The 22,771-nt window shown below is 68.7% G+C and carries 19 protein-coding genes and 1 pseudogene; 7 read left to right on the forward strand and 13 right to left on the reverse strand.

All coding sequences use genetic code 11. From position 1 onward, the window contains the following. Positions 1-13: 13 nt before the first annotated feature. The 3 genes from J2Z79_RS04430 to J2Z79_RS04440 all read left to right on the forward strand — a co-directional run bounded on the left by J2Z79_RS04430 (position 14) and on the right by J2Z79_RS04440 (position 4,424). Complete coding sequence (locus tag J2Z79_RS04430) at positions 14-991, forward strand: GNAT family N-acetyltransferase (protein ID WP_209465657.1); 978 nt, start codon at positions 14-16, stop codon at positions 989-991. A 114-nt stretch (positions 992-1,105) separates the two neighbouring features. Then, the gene (locus tag J2Z79_RS04435; RefSeq protein WP_209465658.1) at positions 1,106-2,992 is read left to right on the forward strand and encodes an ABC transporter substrate-binding protein; all 1,887 of its coding nucleotides are present in this window, start codon (positions 1,106-1,108) and stop codon (positions 2,990-2,992) included. Between the two features lie 496 nt (positions 2,993-3,488). Then, complete coding sequence (locus tag J2Z79_RS04440; protein WP_209465659.1) at positions 3,489-4,424, forward strand: N-acetylglucosamine kinase; 936 nt, start codon at positions 3,489-3,491, stop codon at positions 4,422-4,424. A 150-nt stretch (positions 4,425-4,574) separates the two neighbouring features. Here J2Z79_RS04440 and J2Z79_RS04445 read toward each other — a convergent pair whose 3' ends face one another. Continuing rightward, entirely contained in the window at positions 4,575-4,754 is a 180-nt protein-coding gene (locus tag J2Z79_RS04445; RefSeq protein WP_209465660.1) for a DUF4177 domain-containing protein, read from the reverse strand. A 697-nt stretch (positions 4,755-5,451) separates the two neighbouring features. Here J2Z79_RS04445 and J2Z79_RS04450 point away from each other — a divergent pair. Then, entirely contained in the window at positions 5,452-6,429 is a 978-nt protein-coding gene (locus J2Z79_RS04450; RefSeq protein WP_209465661.1) for a nucleotidyltransferase domain-containing protein, read from the forward strand. Positions 6,430-6,857: 428 nt separating this feature from the next. On the opposite strand, the gene J2Z79_RS04455 is transcribed toward J2Z79_RS04450, so the two are convergent. Next, positions 6,858-8,753: an ABC transporter ATP-binding protein gene (locus tag J2Z79_RS04455; RefSeq protein WP_209465662.1), complete on the reverse strand. Its 1,896-nt coding sequence runs from the start codon at positions 8,751-8,753 to the stop codon at positions 6,858-6,860. Continuing rightward, the gene (locus J2Z79_RS04460) at positions 8,753-10,549 is read right to left on the reverse strand and encodes an ABC transporter ATP-binding protein (protein ID WP_209465663.1); all 1,797 of its coding nucleotides are present in this window, start codon (positions 10,547-10,549) and stop codon (positions 8,753-8,755) included. Before J2Z79_RS04460 ends, J2Z79_RS04455 begins: the two co-directional genes overlap by 1 nt. A gap of 219 nt (positions 10,550-10,768) precedes the next feature. Here J2Z79_RS04460 and J2Z79_RS04465 point away from each other — a divergent pair, with 219 nt between their 5' ends. After that, positions 10,769-11,212, forward strand: a complete 444-nt coding sequence (locus J2Z79_RS04465) for an NUDIX domain-containing protein (RefSeq protein ID WP_209465664.1) — start codon at positions 10,769-10,771, stop codon at positions 11,210-11,212. 227 nt (positions 11,213-11,439) lie between these two features. Beyond that, positions 11,440-13,299 (forward strand): methyl-accepting chemotaxis protein, encoded by a 1,860-nt coding sequence (locus J2Z79_RS04470; RefSeq protein ID WP_209465665.1) that lies wholly within the window; start codon positions 11,440-11,442, stop codon positions 13,297-13,299. On the opposite strand, the gene yfkAB is transcribed toward J2Z79_RS04470, so the two are convergent. The 7 genes and pseudogenes from yfkAB to J2Z79_RS04505 form a co-directional block, all read right to left on the reverse strand. Beyond that, positions 13,289-14,377 carry a radical SAM/CxCxxxxC motif protein YfkAB gene (gene yfkAB, locus J2Z79_RS04475; protein ID WP_245302116.1) on the reverse strand — a complete coding sequence of 363 codons (1,089 nt, stop codon included), beginning with the start codon at positions 14,375-14,377 and terminating at the stop codon, positions 13,289-13,291. The two genes, J2Z79_RS04470 and yfkAB, sit on opposite strands and share 11 nt — an antisense overlap. A 133-nt stretch (positions 14,378-14,510) precedes the next feature. Next, positions 14,511-15,143, reverse strand: coding sequence for a glycerol-3-phosphate responsive antiterminator (locus tag J2Z79_RS04480; protein WP_209465667.1), 633 nt, complete (start codon positions 15,141-15,143; stop codon positions 14,511-14,513). A gap of 22 nt (positions 15,144-15,165) precedes the next feature. Further along, a pseudogene (locus J2Z79_RS04485) lies at positions 15,166-15,480 on the reverse strand (ArsC/Spx/MgsR family protein); the annotation flags it as partial. Positions 15,481-15,618: 138 nt separating this feature from the next. Further along, positions 15,619-16,038 carry a threonine/serine exporter family protein gene (locus J2Z79_RS04490; RefSeq protein ID WP_209465669.1) on the reverse strand — a complete coding sequence of 140 codons (420 nt, stop codon included), beginning with the start codon at positions 16,036-16,038 and terminating at the stop codon, positions 15,619-15,621. Beyond that, a complete protein-coding gene (locus J2Z79_RS04495; RefSeq protein WP_209465670.1) occupies positions 16,035-16,799 on the reverse strand; it encodes a threonine/serine exporter family protein in 765 nt (254 codons plus the stop codon). Before J2Z79_RS04495 ends, J2Z79_RS04490 begins: the two co-directional genes overlap by 4 nt. Positions 16,800-16,842: 43 nt before the next feature. After that, on the reverse strand, positions 16,843-17,817 hold the full coding sequence (locus J2Z79_RS04500) for an MBL fold metallo-hydrolase (RefSeq protein WP_209465671.1): 975 nt from the start codon (positions 17,815-17,817) through the stop codon (positions 16,843-16,845). A gap of 62 nt (positions 17,818-17,879) precedes the next feature. After that, positions 17,880-19,967, reverse strand: a complete 2,088-nt coding sequence (locus J2Z79_RS04505) for a heterodisulfide reductase-related iron-sulfur binding cluster (protein ID WP_209465672.1) — start codon at positions 19,965-19,967, stop codon at positions 17,880-17,882. Between the two features lie 224 nt (positions 19,968-20,191). Here J2Z79_RS04505 and J2Z79_RS04510 point away from each other — a divergent pair, with 224 nt between their 5' ends. Further along, a complete protein-coding gene (locus tag J2Z79_RS04510) occupies positions 20,192-20,524 on the forward strand; it encodes a hypothetical protein (protein ID WP_209465673.1) in 333 nt (110 codons plus the stop codon). 6 nt (positions 20,525-20,530) lie between these two features. On the opposite strand, the gene J2Z79_RS04515 is transcribed toward J2Z79_RS04510, so the two are convergent. The 3 genes from J2Z79_RS04515 to J2Z79_RS04525 all read right to left on the reverse strand — a co-directional run bounded on the left by J2Z79_RS04515 (position 20,531) and on the right by J2Z79_RS04525 (position 22,696). Further along, positions 20,531-21,364, reverse strand: a complete 834-nt coding sequence (locus J2Z79_RS04515) for a PrsW family glutamic-type intramembrane protease (protein WP_209465674.1) — start codon at positions 21,362-21,364, stop codon at positions 20,531-20,533. Positions 21,365-21,440: 76 nt separating this feature from the next. Next, complete coding sequence (locus tag J2Z79_RS04520; protein WP_209465675.1) at positions 21,441-21,761, reverse strand: SCP2 sterol-binding domain-containing protein; 321 nt, start codon at positions 21,759-21,761, stop codon at positions 21,441-21,443. An 89-nt stretch (positions 21,762-21,850) separates the two neighbouring features. Further along, positions 21,851-22,696: a hypothetical protein gene (locus tag J2Z79_RS04525; protein ID WP_209465676.1), complete on the reverse strand. Its 846-nt coding sequence runs from the start codon at positions 22,694-22,696 to the stop codon at positions 21,851-21,853. Positions 22,697-22,771 lie beyond the last annotated feature (75 nt).

Here is a 22,771-nt window from a genome sequence, read left to right on the forward strand (position 1 = left end):
AAGGAGCCGAGAGATGAGCATGATCAGGGACATGGCGGCCGCCGATCTGCAGGCGGCACACGCGCTCTGGAATCAGGCAGCGGAGAGCCGCGACATCCTGCACAAACCGCTCACCCCGGAGCGGTTCGAGGCCCTGTTCGTCGCCGCGGACGAAGGGGAGGTCAAGTGCAACCTGGTCGCCGAGGAGAACGGCCGCGTGGTCGGCTTCGGCAACGCCTACCACAAGCTGGGCGCCGACATGGGCTACGTCACGTTCGTCCTGGTGGAGCCGGGTTCCCGACGCCGCGGCGTGGGGAGCCGCATGCTCGCCGAGCTCGAGGCCAGGCTGCGGCAGTACCCCGGCGTGAACAGGATCATCCTCAACTTCTTCAACCCGATCAACCTGGAGTGGTTCATCCCCGGCACGCCGGGCCACGACCACCCCAACGCCCCCGGCGTCGACGCCGAGTCGCCCGCCCTGCCCTTCTTCCTGAAGAACGGCTACACGGAGACGTACCGGGTGTACTCCTACTACCGCGAGCTGGAGGGCTTCCAGTTCGAGCCGAAGATCGCCGAGCGCAAGCGGGCGCTGGAGGAGAAAGGCATCACGGTCACCTACTACGACCCGCGCAAGCACTACGGGCTCGACGAGCTCTTCACCAACCTCGAGAACGAGGACTGGCGGCAGAAGGTCATGTCCAACGTGCACAGCCCCAACCCCTATCCGCTGCTCATCGTGCAGCGGGAAGGCCGTGTGGGCGGCTTCGCCGGGCCCCTGTTCGTGCAGGAGAGCGGCCGCGGCTACTTCGCCGGCATCGGCATCCACACCGACTTCCGCGGCGGCGGCGCCGGCTCCGTGCTCTTCTCGAGCCTGTGCCAGGGCCTGCGGGACATCGGGGCGACCTTCATGTCGCTCTTCACCGGGAAGACCAACGTGGCCCGGACCATCTACGAATCGGCCGGCTTCCGGATCGTCCACGAGTGGGCCTGCATGCGCAAGGACCTGAACTAGCCGCGAGGACCGGCCGAGGCCGGGTGATGATGCCCGGCACCTGCGTCCATGCTAATGAGGCGGCGGCCCCCAGCCGCACCTCGTTATAACACTGCGCACTGGGAGGATAGAAAAGTGAAGAGGATTGCAGCCGCGTTACTGATCCTCAGCATGCTCCTGGTCACTGCGTGCAGCGGCCAGAAGCAGACCCCGCCCCAGCAGACCCCGGGTCAGAACCAGACTCAGGAACCCTCCCCCGGTACGACGAAACCCAACACCCTGAAGCTGACCGGCGACGTTGACACGACGAAGACCCTGACGACGTTCGTCAACATCGAGCCGCCCCCTGCGTTCCACGGCAACCCGTACGATGACGTCGCCGGCCTGAACTGGTCGGTGCAGCCGCTGCTCTTCGTGCCGCTGGCCGACTACTCGCCGCTGCCCAACCGCGAGTTCCGTCCGGCCGCCCTGGAGAGCTTCAAGGCCGAGGGCAACACCCTGACCATGAAGCTCCGCAGCGACCTGAAGTGGAGCGACGGCAGCCCGCTGACCGTCGACGACGTGATGACGATGTTCTACCTGGGCGCCGCCAAGACCACCATCTGGCAGGTGGCCGAGTCCATCGAGAAGGTCGACGACAGCACCATCGTCGTCAAGTTCGTCAACGAGAGCCCGCTCAACCTGAACCTGGTGCTGCCCAGCTTCATCATGACGCCGCAGAAGCACTACGGCGAGCTGGCCGCCGACCTGAAGACCTACATCGAACAGTACCGGGTCTTCGACGAGGCCACCGGCCGCTACAAGTTCGACCCGGCCGGCCAGGCGATGATCGACGACATCAACAAGCGCCTGAGCGAGTACAAGCCCGACCCGCTGAAGGATGTGCTGTTCTCCGGCCCGTACATCCTTACCGGCGTCACCAGCGCTGAGGCCGTCTTCGAGGCCAATCCCCACTACTACATGGACGTCCAGATCCCGAAGGTCCGGGCGCTGCGCTCCGCCGGCGGCGAGTCCTTTGCCACCGCCGTGCTGCAGGAGGCCTTCACGGTCGAGAACGGCGGCCTGAGCCCCGAGATGACCAAGCAGGTCGAGCAGAAGTTCAAGAACACGCTCCGTACCATCTACGTCCCCGAGTTCTCGCAGATCGGCTACCTGTTCAACTACCAGATGTACCCCTTCGACAACCCCGTCGTGCGGAAGGCGTTCGCCTACCTGCTTGACCGCGAGACCCTGATCACGCTGGCCGAGCCCGGCAGCTTCATCAGCGACCCGCACGCCAGCGGCATGCTGCCCTCGCTGATCCCGGCCTACACCAACGCAGGGTTCGTGGACACGCTCCCCGACTACTCCTACAACCCGGCCAAGGCCGAGGAGCTGCTGACCTCCATCGGCTGGAAGAAGGTCAATGGCAAGTGGGCCAACGAGAAGGGCGAGGTCGTCAAGATCGAGATCTCGACCATCGGCTCCTGGCCTTCGCTGATGTACCCGTCTGAGGCCTACGCCACCATGCTGAAGGAGCAGGGCTTCGAGGTCGAGTTCAAGCCCATGGAGTTCGCCGCGATGGTGGACTACATGAACAAGGCCCAGCACCAGATCGCCTGCTACTTCGTGCCCAGCATGTCGACCTACGCCCACCCGTGGGAGGTCTACAACGCGGCCTACCTGGGTGCGTACGCCACCCGCATGAACATGCCGCAGCTCGAGCCCGGTCAGGACCGCATCCTGGTCGCCCCGAGCACCGGCAAGGAGTACAACGTCACCAAGATCCTGGCCGACCTCTACGAGGCCACCGACGAGGCCGAGATCAAGCAGCTCACCCAGGAGCTCATGACCCTGACCAGCGACCTGGTGCCGTTCGTGGGGCTCATTGAGAAGACCGCCCCGTTCCGCATCTACGACACCAAGCTGAGCCTGGCCGAGGGCGAGCTCGGCGTGCCGCAGAACAGCTTCTTCTGGTACGGCAACCTGAACACCATGCTCGCCAAGCAGCTGCGCGCCGGCGAACTCTACTTCGTCAAGTAGGCGCACAGCTCCACAGGGCCGGGGGCTGCCGCTGCAGCCCCCGGCCTCGTTCGCCCGGCGGGCAGCCCCGGCAAGGGGCGACCGGTGGCGGGCGTGCATCCCGACACACGAGGCCCGGCCGCCCGTGAGCAGCGTGGATCGCGACGCCCGGCGGCGCTTGAGCACGCTTGCAGGTGACTCGAGGCTGTCGTCGAACTGCCTGGGACATGACGCCCGAGGCTGGTACGGACCCTTGTACGTGACGCCCGGTGACGGACGAGCAGCGCCGGCACGTGATGCCCGGCGGGCGGCGAGCACCCTTGCACGTGGACTCCAGGCTGTCGTCGAACTGCCTGGGACATGACGCCCGAGGCTGGTACGGACCCTTGTACGTGACGCCCGGAGGCTGGTACGGACCCTTGTACGTGACGCCCGGTGACGGACGATCAGCGCCGGCACGTGGCGCCCGGCGGGCGGCGCCGGCGCGCGACACCCGCGGAATGGGAGGACTTGCGCGATGGCAGAACGCCTTGTTGTGCTCGGAATCGACGGCGGGGGAACCCGAACCCGGTGCCTTGCGGCCGACCTCTCGGGCAACATCCTGGGCGAGGGCGCCGGGGGACCGGCCAACGCCCTGGTGGTGGGCCAGGAGAGGGCGGTGGTCAGCGTGGCCGAGGCCGTCCGGCACGCCCTGCAGGCCGCCGGCCGCACCCCTGACGACGTGGGAGCGGTCTGCGCGGGGCTCGCAGGTGCGGGCCAGCCCGAGACGCAGGAAGCGCTGGCCGGGGCCCTCGCCGCAGCGCTGGCCCTGCCGGCAGCGGCGCGCATCCAGGTGGTAACCGACGCCCGCATCGCGCTGGCCGGTGCGCTGCAGGGAAAGCCCGGTGCGATCCTCATCGCAGGCACCGGCTCCATCGCCTACGGGCTGGACGACCGGGGCCGGCTGCACCGGGCAGGCGGCTGGGGTTGGATCCTCGGCGACGAGGGCAGCGGCTTCACCATCGGCCGCCAAGCACTGGCGGCGGGCCTCGCCGCCCTGGACGGCACCGGCCCGGCGACAGTGCTGGGCGACCGCATCTGCGCCGCCTGGAACCTCCAGCAGCTCTCCCAGGCGGTTCCCCGGGTCTACGCCGACCCGGCCGCCGCCCGGACGGAGATCGCCGCGCTGGTACCCGTCGTGGTGCAGGCGGCCGGCGAGGGCGACGCGGTGTCCCGCGAGATCCTGGCGCAGGCAGGGCGGGACCTGGCGCAGCTGGCTGCGGCGCTCCTCCGCCGCCTGGCCCTGCCGGAGCCGGTGGTGGCCACCACCGGCGGCGTGCTGGAGAGCGTGGCAGCCGTGCGGGAGGCCCTGATCCGCCGCCTGGCCGAACTGGCGCCCGCCGCCCGGGTCGTGGCGAGCGCCGCCAGCCCCGCCTCCGGGGCAGTGCTGATGGCCCGGATGATGCTGGGGTAACGCGGCGGGTAGGGCCGCAAGGCGAGAAGCCATCGGTCATCCGTGCCCTGAGACAGGTCCGGACAGGCTGACAGGCCGTGCAAGGATTGAGGGCGGTCCCGCCACACCTGACGGGGCCGCCCTCGTTCATGTCTCCGAAGAGCGCCGTGGTCACTCGCAGTCCTCACCGGCGCCGACCTTCCGTTCGAGCGTGACCACCAGCGTCGTGAACCCACCGAACCCCTCAACGACATACTGGAACTTGCAGCGCCAGCCGTCCCGGGCGTACGCATTCAGCGTATCCTCGAGTTCCTCGGCGGTGGCCAGCTTGAGAACCTTGTACTCGTACACCTGGCATCGCTCCTTTCACGCTCTGTTACGAAGATGACGCCCGGGTGCCCGGTAGTTCGCGGGCCGCCTGCCAAACGGTTGGCGTATCACCACCCTCCAGGGTACTCGGCAGCTTGCCTCCCCTTACGGTCGCCACCTCCCCCTACGACCGCCGCCTCGCTTGACGTCCGCCGCTTCGCTTAACGACCGTAGCCTCGCCTTACGGTCGCCGACTCACCTTTCAGCCGCCGCGTCGCCTTACGGCCGACGCATCCCCTTTCAACCGCTACCTCGCTTGATGCCCGCCGCTTCGCCTGACGTTCGCCGCTTCGCTTGACGTTCGCCGCTTTGCTTGACGTCCGCCCCTTTGCTTAACGACCGTAGCCTCGCCTTACGGTCGCCGACTCACCTTTCAGCCGCAACGTCGCCTTACGGCCGACGCATCCCCTTTCAACCGCCGCTTCGCTTGACGTCCGCCGCTTTGCTTAACGACCTTAGCCTTGCCTTACGGTCGCCGACTCACCTTACAGCTGCCACGTCGCCTTACGCCCGACGCATCCCCTTTCAACCGCCGCCTCACCTTACGGCAGCCGCCTCCGTGTACGGCCGCCGCCTTCCCCGGAACATCCGGCAGACCTTGACCGTCATTGCCAGAAAGGTCGTGCACCCGTCCGGCGTGGCCGCCGGGTGAGGGAGCCGAAGTGGAAGGTGAGTGGCGATGAACAGGCATGAGAGGGCGCTGGCGACGGTCCTGGAAGAGCTTCAGGCCCTCCCCGGGACCGATGCCGTGCTCTTCTTCGGCTCCGTGCAGCGGGGCGAGGGCCAGGCGACCTCCGATCTGGACTTCTACGTCGTCACCTCCGGCCGGGAGTACTGGAGGGCGGGCCGGGTCGTGGACGGCGTGCAGGTGGAGCTGTTCTTCAACCCGGCGCCCAAGATGCGGGAGCGCCTGGAGGAAGGTGACGCCGTCGCCATCCACGCCTTCGCCACCGGCCAGTTGCTGCTGGACCGCTCCGGGGTGGGCAAGGCGCTGGCCGCACGGGCCCGGCAGCTCTGGCAGGAGGGCCCCAAGCCCCTCACGCCGTGGCAGGCAGCCACCTGGCGGTACCGGCTGACCGACCTGGCCCAGGACATCGAGGACGTGCCCCCCGGCTCGCCGGAGGCGCATCTGCTCGCCGGTCTCCTCGTACCCCAGGTGCTGGAGGCGTTCTGCGCCCTCAACCGTGCCTGGGCCGACAAGCCCAAGCGGCTGCTGGCACGCATCCGGCAACTGGACCCCGAGCTTGCCGACATGGCCGCCGAGTTCTACCGGACGTCCAACCCCGCTGTCGCCGTGCGGATCGCCGACCGGGTCCTGGCACCCTTCGGGGGCCGCATCCACACGTACGAGAGCGACCGGGTCCCGATCGGCGAGCGCTGGCGCATACCGTTCCCTACCGCCCGGCGAGGATGGGGGCTGAAGGGGCCCTCCGTACACGGGTGCATGAGTTCAAGCGTAAACGGCAAGGGTTTGAGCCACGCTGGGTGTGGGTACTGGCTCAAAACCTTGCCGTTCAACCTTCAACGACCTCGCCGGCGCCGGCTGATCGACCCTCCCCCCCGAGTCCGTGACAGTGTCACTGCCCTTTCCGGCCTCCCCCACGGCCCTTCGGGCACCGTCCCAGCCCTCGGCCGGCACCCAATGGTAAGGATTTGAGCCACCGCCCGGACATGGGGTGGCTCAAATCCTTGCCGTTCAATCTTCAACGACCTCGCCGGCGCCGGCTGATCGCCCCTCTACCCCGGGTCCCTGAGAGTGTCAATGCCCTTTCCGGCCTCCCCCACGACCCCTTGAGGCCCGTCCCAGCACCCAATGGTAAGGATTTGGGCTACCGCCCAGACGTGGGGTGGCTCAAATCCTTGCCGTTCAATCTTCAACGACCTCGCCGGCGCCGGCTGATCGCCCCTCTACCCCGGGTCCCTGAGAGTGTCAATGACCTTTCCGGCCCCTCACGGACCCTTGAGGCCCCGTCCCAGCACCCAATGGTAAGGATTTGAGCCACCGCCCAGACGTGGGGTGGCTCAAATCCTTGCCGTTCAATCCTCAACTACCGCCACCGACAGCCTGCCGTCTTCCCACTCCCCCTACCCCGCCTCGAAGAACTTGAACTGCGCCTGGATCAGCCCGTAGTAGACGCCGCGCCGGGCCATGAGCGAGTCGTGGGTGCCCATCTCGACGATCTTGCCGTGATCCAGCACCACGATCTTGTCCGCGTTCCGGATCGTCGAGAGCCGGTGGGCGATCACGAAGGAGGTGCGGCCCTTCAGCAGCCGGGCCAGGGCCTCCTGGATCAGCACCTCCGTCTGCGTGTCGATGGAGGCCGTGGCCTCGTCCAGCACCAGGATCCGCGGGTCAGCCAGCAGCGCCCGGGCGAAGGAGAGCAGCTGACGCTCGCCCATCGAGAGCCGGGAGCCCCGCTCCCGCACCTCCGTCTGGTACCCCTGGGGCAGCCGCATGATGAAGTCGTGGGCGCGCACGGCCTTCGCGGCGGCGATGACCTCCTCGTCGGTGGCGTCCAGCCGGCCGAAGCGGATGTTGTCCATGATCGTGCCGCTGAAGATGAAGGTCTCCTGCAGCACGATGCCGATCTGCCGCCGCAGGGACTCCAGCGTCACGTCCCGCACGTCGATGCCGTCGATGCGCACGGCGCCCTCGTTCACGTCGTAGAAGCGGGAGAGCAGGTTGATGATCGACGTCTTGCCGGCGCCCGTGTGGCCGACCAGCGCCACGGTCTCGCCCGGCTCCACCTTGAGCGACACGCCGCTGAGCGCCGTGCGCCCCTCCTCGTAGGCGAAGACCACGTTGTCCAGCTCCACCGCGCCCCGGATGGGCGGCAGGGGCCGGGCGTCCGGCTTCTCCGGCACCGTCGGCTTCGTGTCCAGGTACTCGAAGATGCGCTCGCTGGAGGCCATGGCCACCAGGATGTTGCCGTACATCTGCGTCAGCCGGTTGATCGGCTCCCAGAACTGGCCCACGTAGGTGGCGAAGGCCACCAGCACGCCCACGGTGATGGCCCCGCTCTGCAGCACCCGCGTGCCGTACCAGTAGACCGCCGCGGTGGCCAGCGCTGCCATGATCTCCACGATGGGGTTGAACCAGGCGTTCCGCCGCTGCACGGCGAGCCAGGTGTAGCGGTTGTCGGCGTTCATGTCGCTGAAGAAGTCCTTGTTGGGCTCCTCCTGGCAGAAGGTCTGCGTGACCCGCACGCCCTGGATCGCCTCCGCCAGGTGGGCGGTGAGCCGGGAGCGCTTGATGCGCACCAGCTGCCAACCGTGCCGCACCTGGGTGCGCAGGCGGCCGGTCACGACGATCATCAGCGGCAGGAAGAGGAAGACCACCAGCGAGAGCTGCAGGTGCATCGACATCATGATCGCGATGATGCCCACCAGCGTGAGCAGGTCCTGCAGCACGCTGATGATGCCGTTGGTGAACAGGTCCTGCAGCGAGTTGACGTCGTTGGTGATGCGGACGAGGATCGACCCGGCCGGCCGGGTGTCGAAGAAGCGCAGAGAGAGCGACTGCACGTGGGTGAAGATGCGCGTGCGCAGGTCGTACAGCGCCCGCTGGCCCACCCAGTTGGTGAGCCGGATCCGGGCGTAGTTGGCCAGCCAGTTGACCAGGTGGACCGCCACCATCGCGCCCACCAGCAGCGCGAGCCGCTCGGTGCGCCCGAAGGGCTCCAGCCAGCGGGTCCAGACGGTGAACCGGACCTCCTCCTCCAGCGCCGCGTCGATGGTCTGAGCGATGAGCCAGGGCACCGCCAGCCGGGTGACCGTCGCCGCCAGCATCGCCAGGCCTGCCAGGAGCACCTGCCGGGTGTAGGGCAGCACGTAGCCGCCCAGCCGCCTCAGCTGGTTCCAGTCGAAGGGCTTCTCGAAGATCTGCTCTTCCTTGTAGTAGAACCGGTCTGCGTTCTCGCTCCGCTCGGGCCGCCCCCGGTGGTGCAGCTCGCGGGCGGTGCGGTACTCACCCATCCCCATCAGCGGCACCCCCCGTCCCCGGCAGCCTTCCGGGCCTGCTGCTCCTCGTGGTCGCGGAACTGGATGTCGTAGATGGCGCGGTAGACGCCGCCCATGTCCAGCAGCTGCTCGTGGGTGCCCCGCTCCACGATCCGGCCCGCGTCCAGCACCAGGATCTCGTCGGCGTGCTTCAGCGAGGAGAGCCGGTGTGCGATGATGAACGTCGTGCGCCCCGCCATCGCATTGCGCAGGGCCGCCTGGATCTCGTGCTCGGTCTCCATGTCCACCGACGCCGTGGCATCGTCGAGGATGAGGATGCGCGGGTTGTTAAGGATCGCACGGGCGATGGCGATGCGCTGCTTCTGCCCGCCCGATAGGCCCATGCCCCGCTCGCCGACGATGGTGTCGTAGCCCTGCGGCAGCTCCATGATGAAGTCGTGGGCCCGGGCCAGCTTGGCCGCCGCCACGATCTCCTCCATCGTGGCCGACCGCCGGCCGTAGGCGATGTTCTCCCGGATGGTCGCCGACCAGAGGAAGGTCTCCTGCAGCACGATGCCGATCTGGCTGCGCAGGTCGACCAGGTCCAGCTTGCGCACGTCCACCCCGTCCACGGTCACCCGGCCCCGGGTCACGTCGTAGAACCGGGGGATCAGGGAGACCAGCGTCGACTTGCCGGAGCCGGTGCCGCCGATCAGCCCGATCACGCTTCCGGGCGGGGCGTCCAGGTCGATGTCCACGAGCGCCGGGTGGTCGGTGATCTCCTTCGTGTCAGGCCGGGGCGTATCGTACTGGAAGGTGACCCCCTCAAAGCGCACGTGGCCCTTCATCCGCGGCAGCCGCACCGCATCGGGCGCCGTCTGCACGGCTACGGGGTGGTCCAGTACCTCCAGCAGCCGCTCACCCGAGGCCACGGCCTGGGTCAGCTCGTTGATGCGGTAGCCGATCTCCCGCATGGGCCAGATCCAGTACCAGATCAGGCTGTTGAAGGCGACCAGCTCGCCCAGCGAGAGCTCGCCCCGGATCACCAGCAGGCCGCCGTAGGAGAGCATCAGCGTGAGGGCCAGGTTGGAGAGCAGTTCGATCACGGGGAAGAAGCGGGCCCAGAGCCCCGAGGTGTTCAGGTTCGCCCTCAGGTACTCCTCGTTGTGGGCGGCGAACTTCTCCACCTCGTACCGCTCCCGGGCGAACGCCTTGACGGTGCGCATCCCGCTCAGGTTCTCCTGGGTGGCGGTGGAGAGGCCGGCCAGCGCCTCCCGCACCCGGGTGAAGGCCGGGTGCACCTGCCGCTCGAAGCGCATCACCACCACCAGCAGGAAGGGCATGGCCAGCAGGGTGACCAGCGTGAGCTTCACCGACATGGAGAGCATGACGACCAGCGAGAAGATCGTCATGAAGAAGACGTCCATCAGGTGGACGAAGCCGAAGGAGAGGAACATGCGGAAGGCCTCGACATCCGCGGTCACGCGCGACATCAGGTCTCCGGTGTGGGCGTTGTCGTAGAACTTGAAGTGCAGGTACTGGAGCTTGTCGTACAGGGCGTTGCGCAGGTCCATCGTCGCGTTCTGGCCGAAGACCTGGCCCAGATACTGGCGGCCGAAGTTGAGTACGGCCCGCACCAGAGCCACCGCCAGCACGGCGCCGGCCCAGTAGGGCAGCTCGGCGAACTGCCGCCCCTTGATCACCCGGTCGATCAGCTGCTCCAGCAGCCACGGACGCACCAGCCCGACGGCGGTGAGCACCGCCATGGCCACCACCGAACCCAGCCCCCACGCCAGGTACGGAAGGTAGAAGCGCCTGAGGCGCATGAACACTTGCATGTACGGAACCCACTCCCTTGCGTTATCGGTTGCTCAACCCGTCTCTGCAAGATTCGCCCAGAAACCCGGCAATCCTTTCGCCAACCGTACAGTGCAGGGACTTTACTATTAACCTGGCGCGCCTGAAGGCGCGGCGGCAAACAGTTCGACTTGCTCCGCCGTGCGCAGGGTAGTATCATGGTCGAAACAGGGCCCGACAGAGATGGAGGGGTGTGTGCCATGCAACACCTGCGACGACACCTCTCCGCCGGCGGCCTCGTCTTGAACAAGGGCGCGATCCTCCTGGTCCGGAACCGGCGCGGTCACTGGGGCCTACCCAAGGGCCACTGGGAGCCCGGGGAACTCCTGGAGGAGACCGCGGCGCGCGAGGTGCTCGAGGAGACGGGACTCGAGGTGGCCATCGGCGACCTCGCCTTCATCACCGAGTTCCGCAACTATGAGGCCAGGGAGCATCTGGTCCAGTTCTTCTTCGGGGCGACGTTGCTCGGTGGCTCCATCACGCCCGCCCCCGGCGAGATCTCCGGGGTGAAGTGGGTACCGACCAGCGAGGTCGGGCAGTACATTCGCTGGCGCCCCTGGCTAGAGCCGCTGACGCACTGGCTGAACGGCGGTACGGTTCGCTACCATTCCTTCCCAGACCCTTCACGCAACAGGATCCGCTAATCCCCGGGGCCGGGGGCTCTCCAGAGCCCCCGGCCTCCTGTCGCGTGATCGCGCAATAACTTCAGCATTGTGATAGCCAAACCATTAGATATGTGATAGCATTTCCATGAGGTCCAAATCAACCCAGCAAGGGGGGTCTCTTCGCACTTTGGTAAGACGTTTTACATAACTGTCAGCGCCAGATCCGTGTACGCTTCTGAGAAGCCCACACTGCAGGAGGTGCCAACGTGCGGTTCACACTTTCCGCCAAGCTGGCCGCCGCCTTTGCAGCCGTGGCGGTGGCCATCTCGCTTGTTGCCGTCTACGTCACGCTTTCGCTGCAGGCAGTCAGCGGCCAGTACCGCTCGGTAGTCGAGCGCATTCAGCCCGCAGCCACACACATGGCGAACGTCATCGCCGCCCTCAACGCCCAGGAGTCGGGGGCGCGGGGGTATGCGCTGTACCAGGACGTTCTGTTCCGAACCGACTACGAAGAGGCCACCCTCCTGCTGGAAGAGGAGCTTGCGGCCCTCCGGGCCGCGCTGGACGATCCGAACCACATCAAGGTGGTCGACCTGATTGCGGAGAACAGCGCCAAGTACCAGGCGGTGGCCGCGGATGCCTTCGCCAAGATCTCGGCAGGGAACCCCGGCGGCGGTGCGTCGGTCATGCGGACCCGAGGTGAGCCCCTCAGCCAGCAGGTGAGGGACCTGGCCGAACAGCTCCAGGTGAACCTGGACCGAGCGGCTGCGGATGCCGCCGACGCCGCCATGGCGCGGGCGCAGCAGGCACAGGTGGGCGCGGCTGTGGCTGTCGCCGTCGGCCTGCTGCTGAGCCTGCTGTACGGTCGGTTCCTCGCCAGGAGCATCGCCCGCCCTGTGCGCCAGGCGGCCACGGTGGCGCAGCAGCTGGCAGCAGGCGACCTGACGGTGCCCGAGGTGCGCGTGCGGGGCAACGACGAGATCGCAGACCTCGGCCGCGCCGTCAACCGGATGGTCGTCGACCTGCGGACACTGATCGAGGGCATCCAGCGCAACACGGATGCCGTGACCGAAACCTCGCAGCAGCTGGCGGTCGCCTCCGATGAGTCGGCGCGTGCGGCGGAGGAGGTCGCGCGGGCGATCTCCGAGGTGGCCGGCGGCGCAGCAGGTCAGGCTGAGGAGGCCAGCGCGGTCCAGGCCCGGGTGATCGACCTGCAGCAGGCGGTGCGGCAGATTGCCTCCGCCGCCGCGACGTCGGCCGACGAGGTGCAGCGCGCCGCCGCGATGGCGACGGACGTGCTGCAGGCGCTGACCCAGGCCGCACACGACGCCAACGATGCTGCGCAGGCCTCCGCCGAGGCGGCGGCGACGGCTCGCACCGGCTCCGATGCGATCGGCGTCGCCCTCGCGGGCATGGAGCGCATCCGGCAGGCGGCAGAGGAGACCGCCCGGCGCATCAGCGACCTCAGCGCGCTCTCGGGGGAGATCGGTCAGATCACCGCCACCATCTCGGAGATCGCCGAGCAGACCAACCTCCTCGCCCTCAACGCCGCCATCGAGGCGGCGAGGGCCGGGGAACACGGCCGGGGCTTCGCCGTCGTGGCTCAGGAGGTCAGGACCCTCGCCGAGCGTTCGGCCGCGTCCGCCGCGGAGATCGACCGGCTGGTCGCGGACATCCGGGAGCGCACCGAGCAGGCGGTGCAGGCAACGGAGGTGACCGCCTCCGAGGCCAACGCGGGCTACCAGACGGCGCAGGAGGCCCGGCAGGCGCTGGAGGGCATTCTGCAGACGGCCAACGCCGGTGCGGCCAAGGTCGAGCAGATCGCCGAGGGCGTGCGGACCATCCACGAGCGGGTCGCGAGCCTCGCGCAGGCCTTCGACGCCCTCGCCGCCAACAGCGAGGAGAACTCGGCGGCCACCGAGCAGATGGCGGAGGACGTGAGCCAGGTGGCTCAGAGCGCAGCACACATCGGGGATGTCTCCCGCGCCAACGCGGCGGCCGCCCAGGAGGTCTCCGCCTCCGTGGAGGAGCTGACGGGGGCGGCCGAGGAGGTCTCGGCGGCCGCGAGCTCGCTGACCCAGACCGCCGATGCGCTCCGGGACCAGGTGAGGCAGTTCAGGCTGTGACCGGCGCCGCGCGGCGCGTGCGGAAGTCCACGCCCGGGTAGTACATCTCAGCCACCAGCAGGTTCGGGCCCGTGCAGCCCGCCTCGGGGCAGTAGCAGTTGAAGGGCGCAAACCGCGGGTGGCGCTGCCACCGCTCGAAGACGTCCTCCAGCCGGTCGGCGCGGATGTTCCCCAGCGGGGGCACTGCGGCGAAGTCGGTCACCCGCACGTCGCCGCTGAACGCGTCGATGTTGAGCCGGTTCCGCCCGTCGGGGCAGTTGCGCACGGTCACGTTGGGCGCCTTCCGCACCGCGGCCAGGATCTCCTGGTCCTCCGGCAGCGGGCTGCACGGGAAGAACGGGAAGGTGCCGAACAGCACCCACAGGTCCGGGTCGCGCTCGGCCAGGAGCCGGCGCACCGCCTCCCGGAACTCGTCCAGGGGAAGCACCGGCAGGTCGGCCGCCCAGTCGGACGGGTACATCGGGTGCACCTCGTGCCGGCGGCAGCCCAGCTCGGCGAGGAAGCGGTTCATGCGGCCCAGGTGACCGGCGGTCTCGCGGTTCACCATCGACTCGGCCGAGACGAAGCACCCCTGCGCCGCCAGGGCCCGGGCGTTCTCCACGATGCGCGTGTAGAGCACCTCCGAGGCGGCCGGCGAGACGTCCTGCCGCCCGTGCCCCCAGACGGTGCGGTGGAAGTGCTCCACGTCGCGGTAGTTCCACGTGATGTGGAAGACGTCCACGTACGGGGCGATCAGCTCGTAGCGCCCCAGCTCGAAGGTCAGGTTGGTGTTGACCTGCGTCTTCAGCCCCCGGTCCCCGGCGTACTGCAGCAGCGGCAGCACGAAGGAGCGGAGGGCCGCCAGCGAGCCGCTCAGCTCGCCGCCGGTCAGGCTGAGCGTCAGCAGCCCCTCCACCTCGTCCAGGCGCCTGAGGATCAGGTCCAGCGGCAGGCGGTCGGGCTCCTGCGCCACCAGCGAGTCCCCCACGGCGCAGTGGCGGCAGCGCAGATTGCACCAGTTGGAGACGGTGATCTCCACGCTGGTGAGGCGATGGCGGCCCTCCCGACGAGTCCGGTAGGGCTCCCACAGATCAGGCATCAGTTCGGTCTCCCCCACGTCGCGCTCCCCCTCCGTAAGTCATCACGTGTTTCGTCGTCTGCGCGCCAGGCGGACCCGTAAGGGTCCGCCTTACGCTTATGTGGCTGCGGTCCGGTTCAGGCTCGGGGACGGCTCATCCGCCGCAGCGGACGGCCTCCGCGAACGCCGCTGGCTCCAGGTTCCACAGGGCGGTGCTGCTGGTGGAGACGCCGGACGCCCCCGCCTGCAGCGCCCTGCCCACCTCCCTGGGGCTGCGCACCAGCCCGCCGGCGATGATCAGTGTGTTGGGCAGCTGGGTCCGGATGGCCGCCACGGCCCGGGGGATGATCCCGGGCAGCACCTCCACCACCTCGGCCCGGCTGGACCGGGCGGCCTCGATCCCCGTGGTCAGCGACTGGGAGTCCAGCAGGAAGAGCCGCTGCAGGGGCGTGAGCCCCAGCCGCCGGGCGGTCTGCACCAGGCCCGTCCGGGTGGTGATGAGCCCCGCCGGGCGCGCCTTTTCGGCCAGGTACTCCAGGGCCTCCTCGTCCCGCCCCAGACCGCCGATGAAGTCCAGGTGGACGAAGAGGAGCTTCCCCGCCTCCGCCACCGCATCCCCCACGGCGCTCAGGCGCCCGATGCTGGTGGAGAGCAGGAAGACGGCCCGGCAGCGCGACGCCAGCGCCTCCGGGAGCAGCTCCTCGTCGCGCACGGAGGCGATCACCGGATGCTCCCTCAGCGCCTCCGCCAGGGCGGCCCCGCCCTTGCTGCGCCTCCGCTCGGCCACGGTCATCATCTCGCTTTCGCCGTTATTCCCGCCCCTCCAGCAACTCCTCGAGGCTGGGGGCGTCGTAGCCCACCACCACCCGGTCGCCCCGCACGACCACGGGGCGGCGCCAGAGGCCGGGCTCCGCCGCCAGCAGGGCGATCAGCTCGTCCTCGCTGAGGTCGCGCTCCGCCAGCCCCAGCTCCTTGTACCGCCGGCTCCGGGTGGAGAGCAGGTCGCGCGCACCGCCCGGCAGGCGGGCCGCCAGCCACCGCACCTCCTCCGGGGTGGGCTTCTCCTTGAAGTAGCGCCGCTCGGCGACGCGCACCGGCTTCGAGTCAAGCAACTGCTTGGCCTTCTGACACGAGGTTCACGTCGGATAGGTATAGAAGGTAACCTCTGCCACGGTCACCACCACCTCCTGCACGATAGATACCACTTCGTGACATGTCTGTCCTGCCCCCGCCGGGGCCGGGGGAAGCCCCCGGGCCCCGCGTCAGCGCCTTCGGGCCCAGCGCCGGAACAGCACGGTCGGGACGGTCAGGCCCGCAGCCAGCGTTCCGGCGTAGAGGAGCGCCCGCGCGAGCTGCCAGGCGCCCCCGGCAAGGTCGCTGCGCGACAGCATCAGCATGCCCCGGTAGGCGATGATCCCCGGCACCAGCGGGAAGAGGCCCGGGATGACGAAGAGGATCGCCGGCCGGTGAAGCAGCCGGGCCAGCGCCTCCGCCAGCACGCCCAGCACGATCGCACCGGCGAAGATCGCCGCCGGCTCAGGGGCGCCCATCCGGCGGGAGAGGTCGAACCCGGCCCAGGCCATGAGCCCGCACAGGCCCGCCCAGGGAACGGTGGCGCGGGGCGAGCGGAAGGAGACGGCGATGGCGGCGGCCGTGATGAAGGCGAAGGGATAGGTGATCACAGGATCGCCCCTCCCCCCACGAGGAAGAGCGCGGATCCCACCCCGGCGGCCAGCGCCGTCACCTTGACGAACGCCTCGAGGCCCCGGGCGGTGGCGCTCACCAGGTCGCCCGCGATCGCGTCCCGCAGGGCGTTGGTGAAGGCCAGCCCCGGCACCAGGATCATGATGCCGCCGGCCACCACGGGTCCCACTGGAACCCCGAGCCACCGGTTGAGCAGCGTCGCGCCGAAGACCGCGTTGGCCCCCGCGATCAGGTCGCTGACGGCGTCCGGCAGCCCCAGCCACCGGCAGATGCGCTCGCCGCCCTGCACGACGAGGTTGACGAGAAAGGCGGGCAGCACGCCAGGCAGCGTTCCGCCCACCAGCATCGTGCACGCCGCCGCAGCCAGGCCGCTGGCCGGCACGTCCATCCAGGCGGGCAGCGGCGAGGGCTGCCCGGCGATCTGCCGCACGCGCCTGAGGGCCTCTCCGGGGTCCAGCGGCTGTCCGGCCAGGGTGCGCGAGAGTTCGTTGATCGAGCTGATCCGGTCCAGGGCGATGGTGCGCTGCCGCACCCGGCGCACGACGGTGGTCTCCTCGTCGGTGCGGCTGATGAAGATGCCGGTCGGCGTGGCGTAGATGTCGGGCTCGCCCGCCCCGTAGGCGCGCAGGATGCGGGCGACCGTGTCCTCCACCCGGGCGACGTCCGCCCCGGACTGCAGCAGGACGACGCCGGCCTCGGCGGCGACCTGCAGCGCGGCCGCGTGTCTGTCTGAAGCCATTGCAGTTCACCTCAACCGGTCGGGGCGGGGGCGGCCCGCGGCCCTACATAGCGGCTCTGTACCGGCTGAACCCGGAGAGCCTGTCGAACCGGGCCCGCCCCTGGACCACCAGCAGATCCAGGTGGGCCATGACCTCGGAGAAGGCCAGGAACTGGTCGAACCCCTGCACCCGGGGGTAGAACTCCCGGGTCAGCTCCCACGGGCTCCGCCCGGCGCCCAGGCGCTCCAGGACGGCATCCAGCCGGTGGGCGTGCTTCGTCCGGTAGCGCTCCACCACCGACCGGTGGTCGGTGATGACGGGCCCGTGGCCCGGGAGCACCCGCTCCAGGTCGAGCCCGGCCACCCGGTCCAGGGAGCGCAGGAACTGGGCCAGCGTCAGCGCCCGCGCGGGGTCGTGGGGCACGGCGTCGGGATGGCCCGGCAGCACCGGCTCCATGATCGGGTTGGGCGTCACGCCTTCCAGCAGGTGATCGCCGCCGATCAGGGTGCGCGCCTCCCGGTCCAGGAACCCGGTGTGGCCCAGCGCGTGCCCCGGCAGGTGCAGGGCCTCGAGCTCGCCGCCCTCGAACGGGAAGCGCTGGCCGTCCGCCAGGGGCTGCCACGCCGCGACCGGGCCGCCCACCAGCCGCTCCATCCGCCAGAACTCCCTGGCCATCGCGATGACGGCGGCGTCGACCTCGGCCTCCTCCATGGTGCGCACGAGGCAGTCTCTCCACCACGGCGCCCCCTCGGCCTTGGCCTGCTCGTCGGGGTGCATCCAGACCTCGGCCCCCGACTCCTCCTGGATCCAGGCCGCCAGGCCGAAGTGGTCCACGTGGGCGTGGGTCAGCAGGATGCGGCGGACGTCGCGCAGGCCCACGCCGTGCGCGGCGAGACCGGCCTGCAGGGCGTCCCGGCAGTCGGGCAGGCCCAGGCCGGCGTCGATGAGCGTGACGGGATCCTGGCGGACAAGGTACACGTACACCGGGCCCAGCCCCGGGAAGGGCGTGGGCACCGGAATCTGGTGAATCGGCAGCATCTCCTGGTAACCCTCCCGAAGTGTGAGGCGCCGTGCCCCCCACGGCGCCTCATCCTTTCACTTTACCGTTTTTCGCCGGCCTCCGCAACCACCTGTTCGGCGGCCGGTTCCCCTCCCGGCGTCACCGCCTCCAGCAGCATCTCCGCCAGGTCAAGCACGCGCAGCTGCTCGCTGTTGTCCTCGGCTGCGATCCCGTCCGAGAGCATCGTCATGCAGAAGGGGCAGTTGGTCGCCACGGTGGTGGCGCCCGTGGCGATGGCCTGACGGCTCCGCTCGACGTTGACCCGGGTTCCGTGGTGCTCCTCCATCCACATCCGGGCGCCGCCGGCGCCGCAGCACATCGCCGTGCTGCCGTGCCGCTCCATCTCCTTCAGCTCCACCCCGGGCAGGGCCGCCAGGATGTCCCGCGGCGCCTGGAACTCGCCGCCGTAGCGGCCGAGGTAGCAGGAGTCGTGGTAGGTCACCGTCTGGGCGACGGCCTTGCTGGGCTTGAGCCTGCCTTCCTTGATGAGCCGGGCCAGGAGCTGCGTGTGGTGGATGACCTCCACGTCCAGCCCCATCTCCCGGTAGTCCTTGTCGAAGGTGTGGAAGCAGTGCGGGCAGTGGGCGATGATCTTCTTCACGCCGTAAGCTTTGAGCGTCTCGATGTTCTCCATGGCCAGCTGCTGGAAGAGCATCTCGTTGCCGGCCCGGCGGGCCGAGTCGCCGGTGCACTTCTCCTCCTTGCCGAGGATGGCGTAGGAGACCCCGGCCTGGTCCAGGAGCTGCACGATGGCCCGGACGATCTTCTGCCCGCGCTGGTCAAACGCCCCGGCGCAGCCCGGCCAGAAGAGGTACTCGGCGTCGGGCTTGTCGGCCAGCAGCGGCACGTTCAGCCCCTCGGTCCACTGCGTGCGGGTGTGGGCGCCCATGCCCCACGGGTTGCCCTGCCGCTCCAGGTTCTTGAAGGTCAGGTTCAGCTCCTGCGGAAACTCCCCCTGGAGCATCACCTGGTGGCGGCGCATCTCTACGATCTTGGGCACGTGCTCGATGTAGACCGGGCAGACCTCCATGCACGCGCGACAGGTGGTGCAGGACCAGAGCGCCCCGGAATCGATGACCGGCCCCACCAGCTCCGACTCGAAGGGCTGCTCGGTGGGCCGCTCGCCCCGCATGGCCGCCAGCGCCAGCAGCGGGCCCCTCTCGTGCAGGTGGTGCTGCAGGTCGAGGATCAGCTTCTTGGGGTTGAGGGGCTTGCCCGTCAGGAAGGCCGGGCAGTTCTCCTGGCAGCGCCCGCACTCCGTGCAGGCGTCGAGGTCGGCCAGGTCCTTCCAGGAGAGGTCCCAGAGCGAGGCGGCGCCCAGCACCGGCGTCTCCGACTCCAGGTCCGTGGTGCTGAGGATCCCGGCCGGCCGCAGGTCGGAGAGGAAGATGTTCACCGGCCCGGTGATGATGTGCATCATCTTGGAGAACGGCAGGTAGGCGATGAGCGTGAACGAGATGATCATGTGGAACCACCAGAGGATGCGGTGCAGCGCCAGCATGGCCTCCAGCGACATGAAGGCGGCCAGGGCGCGGCCGTGGGCGAGCCCGACGGGCGACCAGGCGCCCCACGGGTCCTCGGTGGCCACGATACGGATGCCCTCCACGAAGAAGCCGGTCCACAGGATCAGGAAGATGTGGGCCAGGAAGACCCAGTCATCCAGGGGAGACGTGGGCTGCGAGACTCGGGAAAGCGCCCGGGGCTTGACCACGGCGCGCCGCACCCAGGCGATCACCACGCCCACGAGAGCCAGGATGCCCGCCAGGTCCAGGACCAGCGACTGGAACCAGAGGTAGAACTGGCCCTGCATGATGCGGATGCGGAAGTCCTCGTGCACCATGACGACCAGCGTGCCGATGAAGAGGATGACGAAGCCCCAGGAGAACAGGATGTGGAAGAGCCCGGCCACCGGGTTCTGCGCGAGCCGGCGCTGCAGCACCACGTGCTGCCACACCCGCCGGAGGCGGGCCCGCACCTGGTCCCAGCGCACCTCGGGCTTCCCGATGAGCCACAGGCGGACGCGCTGCCACATGCCGTACGCGAAGACGGCGAAGGCGGCGATCAGGACCAGGTAGAGCAGGTAGCCGTTCGAGATGTTCCAGTAGACTTCCCGAGTCGCAAGCAGCATTTCTGTGCCTCCCCTTCTCTGGACGTGACCCGTCCCAGCTCCCCCATGCTGCGCTTGAATGAATGTCCATTCATATTCTGCCTCGCTATATTCGTCCCGCTCAGCACAATATCCTCTATGGTCGGTCTATTCTCCATAAAGACTTGCTGGGCCTTCCAATGCGCACCGGCCCGGCGGGGCATGCCCGCGGGCCGGTGCGAATAGCCTGTCTGGGGGTGATGTGTGTGCGGGATCTCCTCTACCGGGCGGGCTTTCCCAGCACGGTGCCGGGCTGGCTCGCCTTCCTCGCTGCGGTCGCGCTGGGCACCGTGGCCACGGCGGCCGCCAGCGGCATCGGGACGTTCCTCCTGGCGGGGCTGATTCTCCTCTCCTGGCTGCTCAACCTCGCCACCCTCCGCTGGCACGCCCAGTGGCGGCTCGCCTGCCACGTGGGCGCGTGGGTGCTGCTCTACCGCGTCGTCGTGCCCGACCGGCCCTGGTATCTCGTCGTTCCCGCCGCCCTCCTGCTGGCCGGCGCGGTCATCTGGGAGCAGGAGCGGCGCGTGGCCGAGGCCTAGCCCGGCCTAGCCCAGTGCGGAGCCGCAGTTGGGGCAGTAGTGCGCCCCCTGCGGGTAGACCGCGCCGCAGTAGGGGCAGGGTACGTCCGCCGCGATCAGCGGGAAGGCATCCACCGGGCGGAAGGGCGAGGCCTGCTGCGCCTTGCGGACCCGCGGCAGGAGCGCCAGCCACAGGGCGACCACCGCGGCGTACAGCAGCGCCGTGCCGAAGCCGTAGCGGATCAGGTCGGTCAGGGTCTCCAGCGCCATGGTCTGGTTGAGGCTGCCGAGGTTGTAGAAGCCGTGCAGCAGGATGGGCAGGACCCAGCCCTCGATGACGTGGAGCACCCGCTCCCGCCGGGTTCTGGCGAAGCGGACGACGCCCATGTGGTAGCCCATGATCATGCCCACGATGACGTGCATCGGCACGGCGGTGGTGGTCCGCACCATCGCCGTCAGCAGGCCGTCGAAGATGTCGTTCTCGGCGAAGACGTAGACGAGGTTCTCGGCCACGGCGAAGCCCATGTGCGTCACGCCGAAGTAGACGATGCCGTCCATCACCTCGTCGAACTCCGACCGGCGCCAGCTCACGGCCCAGGCGGCCGCCCCCTTGCCGGTCTCCTCGGTGAGGGCGGCCACGATGAAGGAGAGATAGACGGTGGACATGAAGCCGGTGAACGGGTTCACCCGGTCGATGACGACCTCGGCGAAGTAGATGGGGACGGTGACCAGCACGCCGGCGACGAAGGCGCCGGCGATGTGCGTCCACGGTTCGGGCTCATACTTGTCCAGATGACGGATGTACCAGAGCATGGCGGCCGCCGGCGCCAGCGCGATCACCAGGGCGAGCAGGTGGAGCAAGGGGGTCACTCCCTAACGGATCATGCTTTCGCGAAACGGCCCCCACCCGCGGGATGGGGGCACGTGTTCAGCCCGTTCAGCCGATCAGCTGCTGGAGCTTCATCGCCATGCCCATGTCGCCCCGGACCTTCAGCTTGCCCGACATGAAGGCCGCCATCGGATTCAGCTTGCGCTCGAGCAGGGCGAAGAAGTCTGCGACGGAGATCGTGATGGTGCAGCCCGGGTTCGGCAGGGGCCCCTCGCCGAGCTCGTAGGTGCCGTTGTCGAACGTGGCGTGGTAGACGCCGCCGCCCTCGCCGGTCAGTTCGAACTGGTAGCTGGCCTTCAGGTTCGCGATCTTCGCGGGATTCGCCGCGATCTGCGCCTTCAGGTTCTCGAACAGCTCCGCAATGGTCATCGTACCTCTCTCCTTCCGTCCTTCAACCCTCTGCGGCCGCGGGGCCTGGGCCTTATTGTTCGGCAAGAGCCGCAGGAAACTCCTGCATGTTAGCGCCGCGCATCGATGAAGCCTCCGGGAACGATGAACGGCCTGCTCCGGTGCACGGACCAAAGGCTTTTCTCGCACGTGAAGAGCGGCCAGCTGCCCCGGGCCCCGGCGAGAGCCAACCCGCCGGGCCGCGGTCGGGGTGGGGACGGAGGCGTCAGGAACGGCTCGAAGTTGAAGGTGGTGGTGATGCCCGCGTCCCGGGTCTGGATGGAGAACGCATCGACGTACCCGAGGAAGACGTCATCGGGACTGGCAAACCCCTGCAGCACCCGAACCCCGCCCAGACCCGAGGCGGAGTTGACGATGGTGGAGTCCGGCTCGGCAGCGAGGTACTGCGAGAGGGGCCCTACACCCGTGCCTGGGGTCAGGCCGCCGATTCCGTTCTCCGACCACCAGCCCCCTGCCAGGGCGTTCCAATCCTGCCAGGTGTTCAGCACCGGCAGCCCCTGGTCCGGCAGATTCGGGTTTCCCGAGCCGGGCGTCTGGAAGCCGGGTTCGAAGAAGAGGAGGTCGTCCACGTCGCCGTCCCCGTCATGGTCGATCTGAAGGATGATATAGGGCCACTGCTGCCCGTTGTTCTGGACGCCATACGTCCAGTAGCGCAGGTCGGTCAGCTCCCGGAGCGGAACGCCGTTGAAGGCGGTGTTCCGGATCTCGGCAGACCAGTCCCCGTTCGTCCCGGTGGCGAGGCGGATGGAGCCGTTGCCGATGGGCGGAAGTCCGGGCCCTGATTCGAGGGTCACCGCTCCGTCGGGAGAGGTCACCACGAACTGCCATCCGGCCTGACCATCCTGGGTGACGGTTGTCAGCACGTCGTCCCGCCGGAACTCTGAGCCGTTCGGCATAGATTTAGCTCCTTGTTAAGTGGGCAAAGACTACAGAAATACGTTGCATAATATTCCCGAACGGCACGGTGAGTT

This window comes from Symbiobacterium terraclitae (assembly GCF_017874315.1).
GTDB lineage: Bacteria > Bacillota > Sulfobacillia > Symbiobacteriales > Symbiobacteriaceae > Symbiobacterium > Symbiobacterium terraclitae.